The 18,758-nt window shown below is 41.0% G+C and carries 18 protein-coding genes; 11 read left to right on the forward strand and 7 right to left on the reverse strand.

Annotated features, from left to right (window positions below):
* Positions 1-57: 57 nt before the first annotated feature.
* Positions 58-576 carry a DNA polymerase ligase N-terminal domain-containing protein gene (locus tag ACZ48S_RS04600; protein WP_464211393.1) on the reverse strand — a complete coding sequence of 173 codons (519 nt, stop codon included), beginning with the start codon at positions 574-576 and terminating at the stop codon, positions 58-60.
* A 77-nt stretch (positions 577-653) separates the two neighbouring features.
* Here ACZ48S_RS04600 and ACZ48S_RS04605 point away from each other — a divergent pair, with 77 nt between their 5' ends.
* From ACZ48S_RS04605 to hisB, 6 genes are all read left to right on the forward strand, one after another.
* Positions 654-1,421 (forward strand): biotin--[acetyl-CoA-carboxylase] ligase, encoded by a 768-nt coding sequence (locus ACZ48S_RS04605; protein ID WP_464211395.1) that lies wholly within the window; start codon positions 654-656, stop codon positions 1,419-1,421.
* Positions 1,422-1,571: 150 nt separating this feature from the next.
* Positions 1,572-2,810 (forward strand): ATP phosphoribosyltransferase regulatory subunit, encoded by a 1,239-nt coding sequence (locus tag ACZ48S_RS04610; protein ID WP_464211397.1) that lies wholly within the window; start codon positions 1,572-1,574, stop codon positions 2,808-2,810.
* Complete coding sequence (gene hisG / locus ACZ48S_RS04615; RefSeq protein ID WP_464211400.1) at positions 2,807-4,207, forward strand: ATP phosphoribosyltransferase; 1,401 nt, start codon at positions 2,807-2,809, stop codon at positions 4,205-4,207. The genes ACZ48S_RS04610 and hisG overlap by 4 nt, the downstream gene beginning before the upstream one ends.
* A gap of 38 nt (positions 4,208-4,245) precedes the next feature.
* Positions 4,246-5,490 (forward strand): histidinol dehydrogenase, encoded by a 1,245-nt coding sequence (gene hisD, locus ACZ48S_RS04620; RefSeq protein WP_464211402.1) that lies wholly within the window; start codon positions 4,246-4,248, stop codon positions 5,488-5,490.
* Positions 5,487-6,587, forward strand: a complete 1,101-nt coding sequence (hisC, locus tag ACZ48S_RS04625; protein WP_464211404.1) for a histidinol-phosphate transaminase — start codon at positions 5,487-5,489, stop codon at positions 6,585-6,587. Before hisD ends, hisC begins: the two co-directional genes overlap by 4 nt.
* Positions 6,574-7,161 (forward strand): imidazoleglycerol-phosphate dehydratase HisB, encoded by a 588-nt coding sequence (gene hisB, locus ACZ48S_RS04630; RefSeq protein WP_464211406.1) that lies wholly within the window; start codon positions 6,574-6,576, stop codon positions 7,159-7,161. The genes hisC and hisB overlap by 14 nt, the downstream gene beginning before the upstream one ends.
* 8 nt (positions 7,162-7,169) lie before the next feature.
* Here the strand turns inward: hisB and ACZ48S_RS04635 are convergent, their stop codons facing one another.
* The 6 genes from ACZ48S_RS04635 to guaA form a co-directional block, all read right to left on the reverse strand.
* Entirely contained in the window at positions 7,170-8,078 is a 909-nt protein-coding gene (locus tag ACZ48S_RS04635; RefSeq protein WP_464211408.1) for a phosphoribosylaminoimidazolesuccinocarboxamide synthase, read from the reverse strand.
* Positions 8,079-8,117: 39 nt separating this feature from the next.
* Entirely contained in the window at positions 8,118-9,473 is a 1,356-nt protein-coding gene (gene purB, locus ACZ48S_RS04640; RefSeq protein WP_464211410.1) for an adenylosuccinate lyase, read from the reverse strand.
* 3 nt (positions 9,474-9,476) lie between these two features.
* Positions 9,477-9,935 (reverse strand): 5-(carboxyamino)imidazole ribonucleotide mutase, encoded by a 459-nt coding sequence (purE, locus tag ACZ48S_RS04645; RefSeq protein WP_464211412.1) that lies wholly within the window; start codon positions 9,933-9,935, stop codon positions 9,477-9,479.
* A gap of 85 nt (positions 9,936-10,020) precedes the next feature.
* The gene (gene purD, locus ACZ48S_RS04650) at positions 10,021-11,274 is read right to left on the reverse strand and encodes a phosphoribosylamine--glycine ligase (RefSeq protein ID WP_464211414.1); all 1,254 of its coding nucleotides are present in this window, start codon (positions 11,272-11,274) and stop codon (positions 10,021-10,023) included.
* Between the two features lie 65 nt (positions 11,275-11,339).
* Positions 11,340-11,897 carry a hypothetical protein gene (locus tag ACZ48S_RS04655; protein WP_464211416.1) on the reverse strand — a complete coding sequence of 186 codons (558 nt, stop codon included), beginning with the start codon at positions 11,895-11,897 and terminating at the stop codon, positions 11,340-11,342.
* A gap of 24 nt (positions 11,898-11,921) precedes the next feature.
* Positions 11,922-13,601 (reverse strand): glutamine-hydrolyzing GMP synthase, encoded by a 1,680-nt coding sequence (gene guaA / locus ACZ48S_RS04660; protein ID WP_464211418.1) that lies wholly within the window; start codon positions 13,599-13,601, stop codon positions 11,922-11,924.
* Between the two features lie 80 nt (positions 13,602-13,681).
* Between guaA and ACZ48S_RS04665 the strand changes: the two genes are divergently transcribed.
* From ACZ48S_RS04665 to ilvN, 5 genes are all read left to right on the forward strand, one after another.
* Positions 13,682-14,305, forward strand: a complete 624-nt coding sequence (locus tag ACZ48S_RS04665; RefSeq protein WP_464211420.1) for an L-threonylcarbamoyladenylate synthase — start codon at positions 13,682-13,684, stop codon at positions 14,303-14,305.
* Between the two features lie 3 nt (positions 14,306-14,308).
* The gene (gene rpiB, locus ACZ48S_RS04670) at positions 14,309-14,740 is read left to right on the forward strand and encodes a ribose 5-phosphate isomerase B (RefSeq protein WP_464211422.1); all 432 of its coding nucleotides are present in this window, start codon (positions 14,309-14,311) and stop codon (positions 14,738-14,740) included.
* 125 nt (positions 14,741-14,865) lie between these two features.
* Positions 14,866-16,533, forward strand: a complete 1,668-nt coding sequence (ilvD, locus tag ACZ48S_RS04675; RefSeq protein WP_464211424.1) for a dihydroxy-acid dehydratase — start codon at positions 14,866-14,868, stop codon at positions 16,531-16,533.
* 9 nt (positions 16,534-16,542) lie between these two features.
* A complete protein-coding gene (ilvB, locus tag ACZ48S_RS04680; protein ID WP_464211426.1) occupies positions 16,543-18,231 on the forward strand; it encodes a biosynthetic-type acetolactate synthase large subunit in 1,689 nt (562 codons plus the stop codon).
* Positions 18,231-18,749, forward strand: coding sequence for an acetolactate synthase small subunit (ilvN, locus tag ACZ48S_RS04685; protein WP_464211428.1), 519 nt, complete (start codon positions 18,231-18,233; stop codon positions 18,747-18,749). The genes ilvB and ilvN overlap by 1 nt, the downstream gene beginning before the upstream one ends.
* Positions 18,750-18,758: the final 9 nt, after the last annotated feature.

Genomic DNA, 18,758 nt, shown 5'->3' on the forward strand with positions numbered 1-18,758 from the left:
ACTCATTAAAAATTTGGTTTAAATTGAGTCCACTAATAGCTGATTCCGGTGCTTCAACTAAAATATCTTTTGCTCGTCTATAGTTGTCCATTTTTTTAAAAATAGCCAATTACTGTTTGTCTGAATCAAAGCAAAATTACCGTTAAGTTTTTTCCCTTCAAGAAACACTTCAATTTTTCCTTGTTTGAAGGCATCTCTCATAGAAACCGGGCGATTATTGTTTAATTGTATATTACGGTAAGTACTGATATCCCATACCATAACGGTACCAGCACCATATTCATTATTTGGGATGGTACCTTCAAATATGGCATATGATAACGGATGATCTTCTGTCAATATGGCTAAACGCTTTATGTGTGGGTCGAGAGATGGGCCTTTTGGGAGCACCCAGCTTTTAAGAACACCATCAATTTCCAGTCGCAGGTCATGGTGTAAATTCGAGGCCGAGTGTTTTTGAATGACAAAAATTTGCCCCTGTGTTTCAATTTCTACTTCCGGGCTTGGTTCATTAGTGAGTTTGAAATTACGTTTTCGGCTATATTCCTCTAATTTTTCGCGAACCCTTTTACTCATATTAACCTCATAACGATGTATATATCTATTATATTTTATCAATAGCACACATAGAATTGTAATGATATACTGGCGATATGAGCTCGCTGACTCAAGAAAATGTTAAACATGTTTTACAGGGTTGTCATCTCGTTAATTATATTTATACTTATTCATCAATCACTTCAACAATGGATAAAGCCAAAGAATTCGCATTGTTGGGGTATCCTGAAGGCACCTTAATAATTGCTGAAGAGCAGACTATGGGAAGGGGACGTATTGGGCGTAAATGGGTTTCCCCAAGAGGCACATTGGCTTTTTCTATATTATTACGACCGGACAAAGTAAAAATCCGTTATTTATCAATGGCAGCCGGAATTGCCGTAAAACACACTTTACAGAATATGGTAAGTAAAAACCGAGTGCAACTAAAATGGCCTAATGATGTATTAATTAATGGCAGGAAGGTTTCCGGCATTTTAGTCGAAGGTGGAGGTGCGCACGAACATCAATATGCCGTGATAGGAATAGGCGTTAACATAAATTCAAATTCAGGTCTTGAAATTAACGCAACATTTCCGGCTACAAGCTTGTCAAATGAGATGGGTGAATTGGTAGATCCGTTGATTGTGTTAAGGGATTGTCTTTTAGAATTATCTAACTTATATAAAGAACAAGAACCGGAATATATATATAATGTGTGGAGAGCTGATTTAAGCACATTAGGGCAAAACGTAAAAGCAAATACTGGCAAAACGATCATTCAAGGAATTGCCGAGGACGTCAATCAAGACGGGGCCCTAATTATCAAATCACAAGATGGAAAGAGGGTTATTGTAGCCTCGGGTGATGTCATGCTGCGTTGAGATGACTCGAACGACACAACCTTTGTTCAAATTATTTATGTTCCAATTCAACAACCCTAATTACATTTTTAGTCTTTATATACTTTATTCTATTTGAAGCATATTCTAGGCTAGTGTAAAATCTGTCTATTCGATAATGAGGGAGATAACATGACACAAGACAGGTGTCGCGGTTGCCGCGATCTTGGCCCAGAAGAAATGACAAAGTTTCGCTTGGCGGAATCAGTGTTCATTGATACAGCAATAAAGTGGGGTTATGAAGAAGTAAGAACTCCTGTATTAGAATATTTGCATTTATTTACTTCTGCGGGTACATTGACTCCAGGAATGTTAAGGCAGGTCTATTCATTCCTTGATTGGGATGGATGGAGTGGTGAACGCGTAGTAATGCGTCCTGATGGTACAATCCCCAGTGTTCGTTTTTTAACAGACAATTTGCCAAATAATGATGTAGATAGATTGTTCTATGTTATCAACGTATTTAGATTTAAGGATGATCCTGAAGAAAAAAGAGAGCAGTGGCAGTTTGGGGCCGAGCTCGTTGGTGGAAACTCTGAGGTAGCCGATGCTGAACTTATCAGCATGGCAACAGAAGCCCTTAACCTGATTGGTTTGGATACACATATTAAAATCTCACATTCTGGAGTTATCAGAGCAGTATTATCGCAATTGGAACCTGATTCGGAAACCCAGCATGAATTGTTTGACAAAATACTAGATGGTAACAGTTCGGCTTTGGCAAGTTTAAAAGAAAAGCAACCAGATCTTGTAAACGGTTTAGAGATGATGTTGAATGTTCAAGGAAAATCAAGCGCGTATGTTAACAACTTGAAAGCTCTTTTTCCTAAATCTATGGCCTTAGACAGCGCTGCCGAGGATTTTGGTAAGACACTGAGTATGCTGGATACCCTTGATATTAAATACGAAATTGATTTAGCTTCGGGTAGAGGGTTTGAATACTATACTGGAATAATATTTCACTTGTTTACCCGCAATAGTCTGGTTGGTGGCGGAGGCCGCTATGATAACTTGACTAATCACATGGGGGGAACTCCGAAACCAGCGGCCGGGTTTGCTTTATATGTTGATGATATGATTGAACTAGTTGATGTTGGGATATATAGTCTTGATGAACCTGACCGGTTTTTGATTAATTTTTTATCCGGCGATGAACTTCGTGCTTTCGAAATTGCGACTGAACTACGAGATGCTGACTACACCGCAGAGATAAAAATTGGTAATCCGGATATCACCCGCTATGACTGGTTATTAAATTTGAATGAAAATGGACGACTGGTATTAGCGGACACTGAAACCGATGAGGAATTTGAATTTGATAGTGTTGACGAAATAATCGAAATGATGGGCGGGGAGGCATCTGAAGAATGAGAATAGCATTGCCAAAAGGGAGGCTGCTATCTAATACAGCAGAATTGCTGGACAGAGCTGACTGGAAATTGAATGATTACCAATCTAAAGCTCGTCTTTATCGACTAACTAGTGTTAAGTTTCCCGAACTTTCCGCCAAAATGTTGCATGAAAAAGACATTCCAGTTCAGGTAGCAATAGGAAATTATGACTTAGGTATCTGTGGGGCCGATTGGTTAGAGGAGTTGGTTTCGCGTTATAGGCTAAGCTCTATAGTTAACATAAAAACACTTGGATACGGCGAAGGAGCAATATTTGTTGCCTCAGCTTCTGATGATGGTATAAAGAAAATGTCTGACCTGACGCAGAGTAATTATAAAATTAGACTAGCTTCAGAGTATCCAAACTTAGCTGAAAAATTAGCAATAGATTTGCGTTTAAAAAACTTTGCTATATATCCTTTATGGGGAAGCGCCGAAGCATATCCGCCTGAAACCGCGGAGGTTGTTATTCTACCACGGAAAAGCCCCGATGAATTGACATCAAAGGGGCTTAACGTATTAGGTAAAATAATGGATTTTAAAGCAGTTTTAATAGCCAATCGAGAAAGCCTGGCTGAAAAGGATTTGTCCGCTGCCATCTCTTCAATATTAGAATATGATTTACCGGTACAAAAAGATGAAGCCTTGGTTGGATTCAAAGCTACCACATCAGTAGAGGCTTCTCATAACTATAACGCAGACGCTGTGCGTTTAGCGTTGCCTGATGGACATCAACAACCTCACGTTCGTAAAATATTGGATGATGCAGGCATAAAAATTGAAGATTATCCTTCTAAACGAGGTTTTAGAAGACCAAAAAGTGATTTAGAAGGATTCCATATTAAAACTATCAGACCACAAGACATGACTATTCAGGTAGCAAACGGTAATTTCGACTTAGCAATTACAGGATGGGACTGGCTAAAAGATCACCTCACTCAATTTCCGACAAGTCCCGTGAAAAGATTATTAGACTTAAAATATGGTTGGGTGCGTATTGTAGCCGTAGTAGATAATAAATTGCCGGTTACCAATGCGGCAGAGTTAAAAGAATATTTTCGGGGTACAAATCTACGGGTGGCTACCGAGTATGTAAATATAGCTGATAGTTACGCTCGGAATAATCATTTTGGGCGATATCGAATCGCGCCAACTTGGGGTTCGACAGAAGCGTTTTTACCCGAAGATGCGGACCTTTTAATTGAGAATACCGAAACTGGCGGCACCATAGCTCGTCATAATCTACGAATAATTGACACTTTATTCGAATCGACTGCCTGCGTAATCGGCAACACTAAGGCTGTTGACAATCCGATTAAACGTCAACGCATAGAAGGCCTAATCTCCCGTTTAGCCGGTGCTTTGGAGAAAACGTAGTGCGAGTTTCGTCCGGTTTTGAGAATTCCAAAAAATTGTTGCTACGAAAAGCAAGCCATTTTACTGGTAATTCTGAAGTTGAACGAACAGTGGAAAAGGTTATCGCGGACGTTATTCAGAATGGAGATAAAGCTGTAAGAGAATATTCAAAAGAGTTTGATGGTGTAACTTTAGATGAGTTTGAAGTAACACCGGATGAAATACAGTTCGCAGTAAATAATGCGCCTTTGGAATTGGTCTCAGCTTTAAGAGTAGCTGGGGAACGTATCAGGAATTATCATCTGGAACAATATGAAGCTGTTGAAAAATCGATAACATTTATGAAGAACAGGCAAATGCTGCGTTCTTTAAATAAGGTAGGAATATACGCACCTGGAGGAAAGGCTTATTATCCATCAACCGTACTGATGACCGCGATTCCGGCTAAAGTTGCTGGAGTAGAAAATGTTATCTTGGCTACTCCGCCAGGACCCGACGGTAATGTGCCCGCACCAACATTAGCTGCAGCGGCAATAGCCGGCGTTGACCGTGTATTCAGGATAGGAGGAGCACAAGCAGTCGCAGCTATGGCTTTTGGTACAATGACAGTGCCTCAAGTAGATAAAATATGCGGTCCGGGGAATATATATGTAATGACAGCCAAACGACTAGTTTACGGGTCTGTGGCTATTGATGGACTACAAGGTCCCAGTGAAGTACTTATTATTGCTGATGAAACAGCCGATCCTGCGTATTGTGCCGGTGATATATTAGCGCAAGCGGAACATGATCCCATGGCTCAGTCTATTCTCATTACTACATCTAAAGAATTAGCTCACCGAGTTATTGGTGAAATCCGAGTTAAGATAAAGGGTTTAGAACGACGGGATATAATTGAAAAATCCCTGGAGGAACGGGGATTGATAGCGGTGGTTGATTTCATCGATGAGGCAATCGAATTATCCAATATATATGCTCCGGAACACTTGATTATATTTTCTGAAAAAAGTAGTGAATATTTACATAAAATAAAAAATGCCGGGTGCGTTTTTACAGGTAATAAAGCGACTGTAGCAGTGGGTGATTATATTGCCGGACCGTCTCATGCTTTGCCAACAGGAGGAACAGCGCGTTTTAGTTCCCCCCTAAATGTTCTCGATTTCGTGAAGTTAATTGATGTAGTTTATGTTGATGATACTATGCTTGATGCATATGGTTCAGCAGCGGTTATTATAGCTAGGGCTGAGGGATTGGAAAGTCATGCCCGTGCTATAGAAACAAAATTAGAGGCTGATACCAAATGATGGATATTAGCAAGTTCATGCGTTCAGGTCTGAATAAGTTTACTGGATATAGTGCTTGTAAATCACCTGATGTTTTGGATAAAGAGATACGCCAACTCGGCGTACTAAAAATGGATGCTAATGAAAATCCGTATGGACCTTCTCCGAAAGTAAAACGAGCATTATCCAATTTGGATGATATTCAGATTTATCCTGATTCCTGCCAAACGGAATTACGTGACGAATTATCTGCTTATACCGGGGTTGACGCTGAACAAATTGTTGCCGGCTCTGGATCAGACCAACTGATTGATTTGATAATCAGATTATTTGTTAACCCTGGTGATGAAGTAGTCAGTTTTACTCCTACTTTCGCAATGTATAAGTTTTTTACTGAACTTTCTGGTGGAGAATTCGTTCCCATACCAAGAGACGAAGAATTTAATGTTGTGTTAGACAATCTTTCTGAATACCTATCGCCAAAAACAAAGCTTATTTTCATAGCAATGCCCAATAATCCTACAGGCACCCAAGTTTCAAAGGCAACTGTTGATAGATTAGTTAATACAGGTTTTCCAATTGTGGTTGATGAAGCTTATTATGAATTTACGGGCCAGACTTTCTCCGGGGAACTTGGTAAAGCGTCCAATTTGATGATATTGCGTACTTTTAGTAAATGGGCTGGTTTGGCAGGATTAAGAATTGGATATGGATTGTTCCCACCTAGAGTTGCCGAACGTTTGAATGCTATTAGAGACCCTTATTGTGTAAATACCGCAGCGATGATCGCCGCAAAAGAATCTATTCGTGATGTAGAATATTTACAAAAAAATGTAAAATTGATAATCGGCGAACGCGAGAGGCTGTTTAGTGACTTGTCAAACTTAGGCTATATAAAACCATATCCATCGAGTGCTAATTTCATTTTGTGTAAAATTCACAAAAGAGATGCTTTTGAGGTTCAGAAAAGATTAGAAAGCCAGGGAATTCTCGTAAGATATTTCAATTCTCCATTAATGGAGAATACTCTACGTTTCAGTATCGGAAAACCAGAAGACAATGATAGACTAGTAAAAGAACTTCAAAACATTGGTGAGGAAAAAAATGACGGAACGTAAAGCTGTTTTGAAACGGGAAACTAAGGAAACCAATATAAATGTTGTGGTTAATATAGATGGAACCGGAGTGGATGAAATACGTACTGGTATACGTTTATTTGACCATATGTTGGCACAATTATCACGCCATGGGAGGATCGATATAAACATTTCGGCCACCGGTGATGATGTTCATCACCTAGTTGAGGATGTTGGTATAGTTCTGGGTAAGGCTTTTAATGAGGCACTAGGTGAAAAACGAGGGCTGGTGCGTATTGCGGATGCAACCGTGCCTATGGATGAAGCTATCGCAACAGTAGCGGTAGATTTTTCAGGCCGGGGTTATTCGGTTCTGAACGTGGAATATGAGACCAATGATATGTCCGGTTTCCCGGCTGATCTACTAAGGCATTTTCTTGAAAGTTTTGCTATTGAAGGTAGATTTAATCTCCATGCAAATGTAGCCTATGGAACAAACGACCATCATAAAGCCGAAGCTTTATTCAAAGCGTTAGGTCGTGCAATTGGCAAAGCAACGCGTATCGATTCACGACTGGATAATAAGTTACCCTCAACCAAAGAGTACATAGGATAGTAAAAACATTAAAACGCCTTACCTGTTAATGTTTCATAGGCGTGAATATAACGCTTGCTGGTGTCAGTAATTATTTCGGGGGGCAAAATCGGTCCCGGTGGTTCTTTATTCCACCCGGATGTTTCCAGCCAATCCCGAACCGGTTGTTTATCATAAGAATCCTGGGGTTCACCGGCTCTATGAAAGCGGTCATCCCAGAAACGAGATGAATCTGGAGTCAAGGCTTCATCGATCAGCATGAGATTACCGTTGTCCAGCCCAAATTCAAATTTGGTATCAGCGATGATTATACCTTGATTACGGGCATAATCACGAGCGAAAGCGTAAACAGCGGTGCTTATAGCCTTAAGTTTTAGAGCTAATGCGGCCCCAACAGTTTCTTCAACCTCCTGGTAAGTCATCGGAAGATCATGAGTGTTATCCCCTTTGGTGGTAGGTGTAAATATTATCTCTGGTAACATTTGACTTTGGCGAAGGCCTTCAGGTAATTTTACACCGCAAACAGATTGACTGCTTTTGTATTCTGACCACCCTGAACCTGCTAAATAGCCGCGAACAACACATTCAACAGGTAATCTTTCCACCTTTTTGACTATCATTGATCTGCCGATGAGATAATCAGGATAATCAAATCGGGCTTCTTTTGGTAGATATTCATCTAATTTATCTTTGTTGTCTATTACCGTAACTAAATGGTTAGGAATAATATGTTTTGTTTTTTCAAACCAAAAAGCTGAAATAAGATTAAGAACCTCACCCTTACATGGAATACCGACCGGGAGAATTACATCAAAGGCGGAGATTCTATCGCTCACAACTATTAGAAGATAACTCCCAAGGTCATAAGTATCTCGTACTTTACCTGATATAAATTTTTTGAGTGGTAAACTGCTATTTAATACAACCTGTTCTGACATAAAAAACCCTCAAATTATTAAATTTGCACAGCTAGTTCTTTAAAGTGAACGTGGCGAGAGGTTTTCGATATTAGACTCGGGATGAGCCTTCCATTGTGCTGCAGTTAACCCGAGTCTTTTAAAAATATCGTCAACGTGTCTTGTATAGTATTTGTAATCAAAAAGTTCATTTAGTTCGTCGCTAGATAATTTGGCACATACTTCCTCGTCTTTGTTTAATAGGTCAATGAAATTATTGCATTCACTGTTCCAAGTAGCCATGGCGTTTCGTTGTACTATTTTATAAGCAGACTGACGCGAGAGCCCTTTGTTGATAAGAGCGAGAAGTACTCGTTGCGAAAAAAGTAGCCCTCTTGTTAAACCCATATTTTCTTTCATGCGTGTTGGGAAAACATTCATTCCTTTTATTACAGAAGTAAATATATCGAGGGCATAATCTAATGCTAAACACGCATCGGGAAATATAATTCGCTCGGTTGAAGAGTGGGATATATCCCTCTCATGCCAAAGAGCTATGTTTTCAAGTGAAGTCATGGCATATCCTCTCAACAGCCTTGAGATACCGGTAACACGTTCGCATAATTCGGGATTTCTTTTATGAGGCATGGCTGAACTACCAGTTTGGTCTTTACCGAAAGGTTCTTCCAATTCCCGGAATTCGGTTTTCTGAAGTGCTCTGATCTCTACTGCAAACTTTTCTAAAGAACCACCAATAATAGCCAATGTACTGACAAATTGAGCATGCCTATCACGCTGTATGACTTGATTAGATATTGGAGCGGGCGACAACCCAAGTCGTGTGCAAGCGAATTCTTCTACTTCTGGTGGTACTGTAGCATATGTTCCAACAGCACCACTCATTTTTCCTACGGAAATAATCTTGATAGCATCAGATAATCGTTGACGATTGCGCTGCATTTCTTCCATCCAAAGAGCAAGCTTTAAACCTAAAGTGATTGGTTCTGCATGAACACCATGAGTGCGACCGGCCATGACGGTATATTTGTGTTCAATCGCTCTTTTTCCCAGGGCGGTAACCAATTCCTTAAGACCGTTTGCCAGCATATGTCCGGCTTCTGCTAACTGCAAGCTGGTCGCGGTATCCATAACATCGGAAGAAGTCAAACCTAAGTGAATGAATCGAGATTCTTCACCAACACTTTCGGCTACTGAGCCCAAAAAAGCAGTCATATCATGATGTGTTTCTTGAAGAAGTTCTTCCATGCGTTTGATATTTATGCGGGCCATTTTAATTTTTGGCAATGCTGCTCTTGGCACAGCACCCTGTTTTACCCATCCCTCTACGACAGCAATCTCGACATCGAGCCATTTTGAGAATTTGTTTTCATCACTCCAGATTTTTTTCATCTGGGGCCTGCTGTAACGTTCAATCATTGCTTATTTTCCTTTTAATTCCATGCGATAATCGTTGTAAGCTTTGTCGATTTCAGGGTATTTTATCCCAAGTATCTGAGACGCAAAAAGGGCCGCATTTTTTGCACCAGCAATCCCAACTGCCATCGTAGCTACGGGAATTCCGGCAGGCATTTGCACAATCGAATACAAAGAATCAATACCCCTGAGATCGCTAGAAGGAATGGGTACTCCGATAACGGGTATGGTTGTCCAAGATGCAATTACTCCCGGTAGGTGTGCTGCAGCCCCGGCTCCAGCAATAATGACCTCAAATCCTTCTTCTCGGGCACCAGAGCAAAATGATTGGACTTTTTCTGGTTGGCGGTGAGCCGACATCACAAATATTTCATATTTAATATTCAACTTTGATAGTATCTCAGCAGATTTTTCCATAGTGCTCATATCAGATTTTGACCCCATTACTATTGCTGCTTTTGTCATTCCATCCTCCAAGAATAAAAGTTATCCAAATTTATAAACTCTTCTATATAAGATAATTGTTCATGTAAACTCTTGATTGAAGGGTCTATTGAGCATGTTGAGCAATATCATTTCGGTAGTGAGCACCATTAAAGGCGATTTTGTTGATATTACTATATGCGTTGTGACGGGCTTCATCAAATGTTTCGGCGCAACTTGTTACATTTAGCACTCTGCCGCCTGAGGTTATTAATTGACCGTTGTCCAGGATTTGTGTTCCGGCGTGAAATACAATTGCATCATTGTTGATGTCATCAAGGCCTTTAATAACAAAGCCCTTGTTATAATGCTCGGGATAACCTCCAGAGGCCATAACTATATTAACGCATTTTTTATCTTCCCATTCAATAGCGCATTTTTCGAGCTCGCCATTAATGATCCGAACAATGATTTCTGCTAAGTCTGTTTTTAATTGGGGGAGAATCACCTGGGTCTCAGGATCACCAAATCGGGCATTAAACTCAAGAACCTTTGGACCTTGGTGAGTCAACATTAACCCTGCATATATGATGCCCTTGTACGAAATACCCTCTGAATTCAACGCGCGTATAATAGGATACATAACCGTTGATTCTATCTGGGTGGCCAAACGATCGGTAAAGAAGGGTGGAGGTGAATATGCCCCCATGCCACCTGTATTAAGCCCCTTATCACCATCGAATACTCGCTTATAGTCGCATACAGCTGGCATAGAACTTATTGTTTTACCATCAGTAAAGGCGAGGAAACTCACCTCTTGGCCTACAAGGCATTCTTCAATTACTACTTTGTCTCCGGCACTGCCAAAAACGCGATTACACATGATTTTCAACAATGCTGCTTCGGCTTCCTCTAGATTATTGCATATAATTACGCCTTTACCAGCGGCAAGTCCATCGGCTTTAATGACGAGAGGAAAATCTTGTGTATTGACATATGTCATAGCTTGATCAAATTCATCAAAATCCTGTCCCCTAGCACATGGTATGGTATATTTTTCCATTAGGAATCTGGCATAAGTTTTACTAGCCTCCAGCTGAGCGGCAGCCTTAGTAGGGCCAAATACCGGAATGAATCGAGATTGGAATTCATCGACAATTCCAGCAGCCAACGGGGCTTCAGGGCCAATTATTACCAAATCTATTTTATTTGTATCAACGGAAGCTAATATATGAGAATAATCCGTAGGATCAATATCCAAAATTTGGGCTAGGGAGGCAATACCACCGTTGCCCGGTGCAGCATAAATTTTGTTAACAATGGAACTTTGTTTTAATTTCCAGACGATTGCATGCTCTCTGCCGCCGCCGCCGATTACCAATATATTCAGGGCAGTCTCCTTGAATAGTATTTTAGAAAACTTATTATTTCTTCAGGGAAATTTTACTAGTTGCTGGTCCGTTGATTTAAAGAACGAGGGCGCCAATTATCTTGAGAAATGAACTGTTCAACACGGTCAAATAATTGCTTTAGATCGACATCAGTAGTGTTCAGTAATTTAAGGAGTTTCCCTTCTTCCACTTCTGCTGCACTACGAGAATGCTCGCTTTTTGTTTGCAATTCTTTTAAAGCCACGCTATCAACATCGCGTTTTTCCAAACGGGCTTCCAATGCTTCAGCTTGTGCTACAGCCCATGCTAAATAATCTATATAGGCAGCATGCCAGGCAAAAAAAAGAGAAGTCGCTTTATCAGGAACCGACGTGATTGCATCTTTACGACGAATCAATTCAGCGGCAGACAAAGCCAGTCGATTAGCGGCATCTAAAAGATGTTCGATTGACGAATCGTCTTTGGAATTATGGCTACTGTAACAATCTAATGCTTCAGTATAACGAGCAGCTTCTTGTTCTTGAAAGGCCTTCAATTTCCATTCTTCACCAAGGTAATCAAGATAATGCAATAGTTCGTCGCCCTGAATTTTACGCTTGCTAAAAAGACCCATAATAAAATTCTCCTGATAATTGGGTTATTCCCACTCAATGGTACCAGGTGGCTTAGAAGTTATATCGTATACAACTCGATTAACTCCGGGCACTTCATTCACAATGCGGTTGGAAATTCGCGATAGTAAATCATAGGGCAATCTAGCCCAATCAGCTGTCATGGCGTCATCACTGGTAACTGCGCGAATGGCTACAAGATGCCCATAGGTCCGATAATCCCCCATGACGCCGACGCTTTTGACATCGGTTATGATAGCGAAACTTTGCCATACGTGTCTATAAAGTCCGGCTTTCTTGATCTCATGCATTACAATCCAATCAGAAGCCCTCAACATATCAAGCTTCTCGCGAGTAACCTCACCTATTACCCTAATAGCCAAGCCTGGGCCAGGGAATGGCTGTCGCCAGACCATTTCCTCAGGTAAACCTAGCTCAAGTCCTACCTTTCGGACCTCGTCCTTAAATAGGTAACGTACTGGCTCTAATAGCTTAAGTGCCATATTTTCTGGTAATCCGCCAACATTATGATGACTTTTTATTTTTGCAGAAGCGCTACTAGTGGTAGATATGCTTTCGATTACATCTGGATAAAGAGTCCCCTGAGCCAAGAAGTCGACTTTACCTAATTTGAGAGCTTCTTCTTCGAAAACATTAATAAATTCTGAACCAATAGCTTTGCGCTTTAATTCTGGGTCAGTGATGCCGCTCAATCTATCTAAGAAACGATCTGCCGCATCTAAATAGATAATATTCATGCCAAGGTTCTGCCGGAAAACCTTCAAAGTTCTATCAGCTTCTTCACGACGTAGAAGCCCATTATTTACAAAAATACAAGTAAGTTGGTCCCCAATAGCCCGGTGAATTAATGTGGCAACAATAGAAGAATCAACGCCGCCGGATAAAGCAGCAATAACTTTGCCGTTCCCTACTTGGCTGCGGATTTTTTCTATACTCTCGGTAATAAAATGTCCTGGTGTCCAAGTCGGCTGGCAACAACATATATCATAAACAAAATTTTTCAGCAGTAAATTTCCATAAGGTGTATGAGCCACCTCTGGATGAAACTGTAATCCGTATATGTTATTGCTGTTACCCATGACGGCATAAGGGGAATTTTCAGTATATGCCAAGGATTTGAAGCCAGGAGGTAGTTGTTCAACACGATCACCGTGGCTCATCCAGGCTGTTGAGGTATCTGGTAGTTCTTTAAAAAACGGTTCATCTAATTCACTCAAATGCAGCACAGCGTGGCCATATTCACGTGCTTGGCCTTCAGCTACGATACCTCCGAGCTGGTGAGTGATAAGTTGCATCCCATAACAAACACCGAGAATCGGCAATTTTTTTTCGTAAATGTAAGCTGGAGCCATAGGAGCATCAGTAGTGTAAACACTTGAAGGCCCACCTGAAAGAATAAATCCTTTTGGATTGAGATGCGCGATTTTCTCCCATGGGGTATCATGTGCTACCAATTCGCAATAAACATTTAGTTCACGAATACGTCTGGCAATTAATAGACTGTATTGAGAGCCGAAATCAAATATTACGATTGATTCTCTGGATGCGCCGGAAACGGCTTCACCTGCTGCCTGAGGTTTACCTGTTGCTTGTTTGGCGATTTCCAAATAGGTGGATACTTCAATGTCCCCTGAAGTGGCGACACGGTGGGTAATGTGGGAATCAGATTCATTCGTTTCAGTCATATTTATAGTATAAAAGATTAGCATTCTGCTATACTAGCGTCAAGCAAATTAATAATACTTAACATAAGGTTATGTATTTGGTGAAAAAACAACCATTAACCATCAGTCAAGATTTAGCAACTGCAGTTACAGCTATCATAAATGGGGGTGTTGTCGCCTTCCCGACAGATACTGTTTACTGTTTAGCTGCCTCAATAAATAAACCTGAGGCAGTAGAACGTATTTTTTCTATTAAAGGGCGTGAAGCAACCAAAGCTTTACCTGTATTGGTTTCGGACATCCAGCAAATAAGGCAAATAGCCGAAGTATCCGTATTAGCGGAAAAATTAATCAGACAGTTTATGCCGGGTGCTTTGACCCTAATTTTAAAGAAAAACAATAGTGTTTCCGATATTGTTACCGGTGGCAGTAATAATGTTGCGGTGAGGATTCCAGGTAATGGAATTGCGCGAAAGATTATTGATAGTGTTGGAGCACCAGTTACCGGAACCAGTGCAAATTTAAGTGGGCGAGGAAGCGTGTGTTCCGCCATCGAAGTTAATAAACAACTCGGCGAAAAATTGGACGTAATCATAGATAATGGAAATTACCCTATAAGTGGCACTGAATCAACGATCATTGATGTCACTATTGATCCTATCCGGATTATTCGAGAAGGAGCTATTAGTGTTTATGAAATCGAATCATTTTTGTTGGGCAAATAAAATATGAAGGTTGCGGTTGGCAACGATCATCGCGGTTATAAATCAAAGATTCACGTTATTAACTGGCTTACGAGCCAAAGACACGAGGTCATCGATTGTGGTTCGAATGATGAAATCCCTTCGGACTATCCGGATTATGCCCGCAAAGTTGGTGAAGCTGTTTCAAAGAAGGTTGCTGACTTTGGAGTTTTAATTTGTGGCACTGGGATAGGCATGTGCATGACAGCCAATAAAATTAGAAATATTCGAGCTGCCTTATGTTATCAGCCTGAATATGCAGTTTTAACAAGAAAGCACAACAACGCTAATATTTTATGCATTGGAGAATTGAATGGTGATAGCCTCAACTTGGAAGTTTTAGAGTCATTTATGAATACGGATTTTGAAGGCGGAAGACACCAAAGACGAATCGAAAAAATTGACTGCAACTGTTAATTCTGATTTCTCAAATATCATTAATATTCAATCGTAATTTCTTGATAATTTAACGTTCCTGTGATAAGGTTAAACTTATCTGATTCATCCGTCCCCTCGCGGACGGATTTTAGTTAGGCGGACGTATGAGAAGTGATTCCATTAAAACCGGATTGGAACGCGCGCCCCATCGCGCACTATTGCACTCTTTGGGGCTAAGTTCATCCGATTTTAAGAAACCGTTTATTGGTATAGTAAATAGCTTTACTGATATTGTTCCAGGACACCGTCATTTGAGGGGAATTGCGGACTCGGTAAAAAAAGGGGTTTATCAGGCTGGGGGGATTCCATTTGAGTTTAACACTATAGCTGTCTGTGATGGATTAGCAATGAATCACGAAGGTATGAAGTATAGTCTTGCATCTCGTGAATTAATAGCCGATACAGTTGAGGTGATGGCCCAGGCACACTCCTTTGATGGGTTAGTGTTCATACCAAATTGCGATAAGGTAATTCCCGGAATGCTGATGGCCGCAGTCAGGCTTAATATTCCTGCTATTTTTGTATCTGGTGGACCGATGATGGCAGGCGATTTACATACTGAAGAAAATAATAAAAAAATCGATTTGAGCTCTGTTTTTGAGGCAGTTGGCGGATATATGAAAGGCACAGTAACAGAGGAAGAACTTGGTAACATCGAAAGAATGGCCTGTCCGGGATGTGGCTCTTGCTCAGGACTATTTACGGCTAATACAATGAATTGCCTCACAGAGGTACTTGGAATTGGATTGCCTGGAAATGGAACAATCCCGGCCGTGGACAGCAGGAGACAAGCACTGGCTAAAGAAGCCGGGGTGAAAATTTTAGATGTTATAGCGGAAGATCTTAAACCTAGGGATATCATCACCAGAAAAGCAATTGATAATGCTTTCCTGGTTGATGTTGCGCTTGGAGGTAGCAGTAATTCTGTTCTGCATTTGACGGCTATTGCTCATGAAGCAAAAATCCAATTCCCGTTAAGTCATATAAACACCATAAGTGACAAAACACCATGTTTATGTCATATCCGTCCGGCAGGAGAATATCATATTGAAGATTTGGACAGAGTAGGTGGGATACCAGTAATAATGCACGAACTTAAGGGAATGCTGAACCTTGATGTCCGTAGCGTTACGGGTGGTATTATCGGCGATATAATAAGCTCAGCACATCAAGTTGATGGCAAAGTCATTAGAAAATTATCTAACCCTTATTCTAATTATGGGGGCATCGCTATTCTATTCGGCAATCTGGCACCTGAAGGTGCTGTTGTTAAGCGATCAGCAGTGGCCTCAGAAATGTTGGCACACTCCGGACCCGCAAGAATTTTTGAATCAGAAGAAGATGCAACTCGAGGTATCAAGAATGGTGAAATCCAAGCCGGTGATATAATTATAATACGTTATGAAGGACCCCGCGGCGGACCCGGCATGCGTGAGATGTTAACCCCAACTTCTTTATTGGCTGGTATGGGGTTGGATAAAGAAGTCGCATTAATCACTGACGGTCGTTTTTCAGGAGCTACACGAGGAGCCGCCATCGGTCATGCTTCACCCGAAGCTGCGCTGAGAGGACCTATTGCCGCACTAAGAGATGGGGATATAATAGACATAGATATTACTCGGCATAAAATTGATGTCAGACTCAGTGATGATGAAATTACCGATAGATTGGCGCAGCTGGATGAATTTAAACCAACAGTAAATAGCGGATATCTAAAACGTTATGCCGCGCAAGTAAGCCCAGCCAGTTGTGGTGCAGTGTTTCTGGATTAGGAGCATGAAATGAGAAAAACCGGTTCACAAATATTATGCGAAAGTCTTTTAAAAGAAGGCGTCGAGGTTATATTTGGTTATCCCGGGGGGCAAGTATTGCCACTTTACGATACATTGACACAATACCCCAATCTGCGACATATTCTAGTAAGACACGAGCAAGGTGCTGTTCATGCTGCTGATGCCTATGCTAGGGTAACCGGGCGGGCGGGTGTTTGTTTGGCAACTTCCGGACCAGGTGCCACTAACTTGGTGACCGGTTTAGCTAATGCTTATATTGATTCTGTACCGTTAGTGGCTATCACTGGTCAGGTACCTCTGACGATGGTGGGGAGAGACGCATTTCAAGAAGCTGACATAACTGGTATAACCTTACCTGTTACTAAGCATAATTACATGGTAATGAACATAAATGATTTAGCTAGGACTGTAAAAGAAGCATTTTATATAGCCTGTACCGGAAGACCGGGGCCAGTACTCATTGATTTACCCCGGGATGTACAGCAAGATTTCGCCGAGTTGCTTTATCCCAACAAAGTTAATTTGCCCGGATATAAACCCACCCGGATAGGCAATCCAATGCAAGTAAAAAAAGCAGCGAAACTCATTGCCGAAGCAGAAAAGCCAGTAGTTATTGCGGGTCATGGTGTCCGAATTTCTAACGCCTATAAAGAGCTGAAACAGATGGTAGAAACCGCGCAAATACCGGTGGTGACTACACTACTAGGAATTTCTAGTTTCCCAGAAAGCCATGAATTATCCTGCGGTATGCTAGGGATGCATGGCCTTGCTTATGCTAATATGGCGGTTACAAATTCCGATCTTCTTATAGCAGTTGGCATGCGTTTTGATGATCGGGCTACCGGAAAAATTAACGCATTTGCTCCACACGCCAAAGTAATCCATATCGATATTGACCCGGCAGAAATTGGAAAGAACGTAAAGGTTGATATTCCGATTGTTGGCGATGTAAAAACTGTTCTTAAGGAGTTGAATAAGGAACTAATTCCCCATCGTCATGATGACTGGATTTGTCAGATACAACAATGGAGAAAAGAATTTCCTTCAGGTTTTGAAATACGGGAGTCAGACAGCATTTTACCCCAGTATGTAATCCGAAAAATCTGGGAAAAAACCCTGGGAAATGCCACTGTCGTTACTGGAGTTGGCCAACATCAAATGTTCGCTGCGCTGCATTATTTCTATGATAAACCTAACAGTTTTATTACATCAGGTGGTTTGGGCACCATGGGGTTTGAACTTCCTGCTGCCTTTGGCGCCAAGATTGGTTTGCCTGACGAAACGATATGGTGCATCGCCGGTGATGGTAGTATTCAGATGACCATCCAAGAATTGGGTACTATTAGGCAAGAAAATGCAGCGGTTAAAATAGCCATTATTAATAACGGCTATTTAGGAATGGTACGCCAATGGCAGGAATTATTTTATGAGAGAAACTATTCCTCAACTCCTTTGTGGTGTCCTGACTTTGTCAAAATTGCTGAGGGATATTCCATTCCCGCTAAGAATGTCACTTCTAAGTCTGAAGTTGAACCAGCAATCGAACAAGCGATGGCAGAGCCGGGTCCTTACATATTAAATTTCATTGTTGAACCTGAAGAAAATGTTTATCCAATGGTGCCCCCGGGGGCTGGTATTAATAATATATTGCATGAACCCCGAAAGGAGGCGTGCTGATGGCCACCGCTAAACATACGATAGTTGCGCTGGTAGCTGACAGACCCGGGGTTTTAAACCGTATGGCCAGTTTATTTAGACGCAGGGGATTTAATATTGATTCTATAGCTGTTGGCCATTCAGAAACACCGAATTTATCGCGGATGACAATTGTAGCAGAAGGTACTAACACTCAAGTCGAACAAATCAGAAAGCAAGTTGAAAAAATTATTGAAGTCATTCGGGTACAAGACATAACTAATCAAGATATCGTTACTAGGGAATTAGCTTTGATTAAAGTAAAGTCCGAACCGGAAAATCGTTCTGAAATAATGCAGATAGTAGACATTTTTCGAGCAAAAATTATCGATGTTTCAGCCGGATCTCTTATAGTTGAAGCGACCGGAGATGAGGAAAAAGTTGATTCCTTGTATAATCTGCTTAAGCCTTTTGGGATTCAAGAAATGACGCGTACTGGGCGTATTGCTATGCCGAGGGGATCCCAAAAAACAAATATGGGTAAAAATAAGATTCAATAATAGGAGTAA

This window comes from Dehalogenimonas sp. NIT-SK1 (assembly GCF_055384165.1).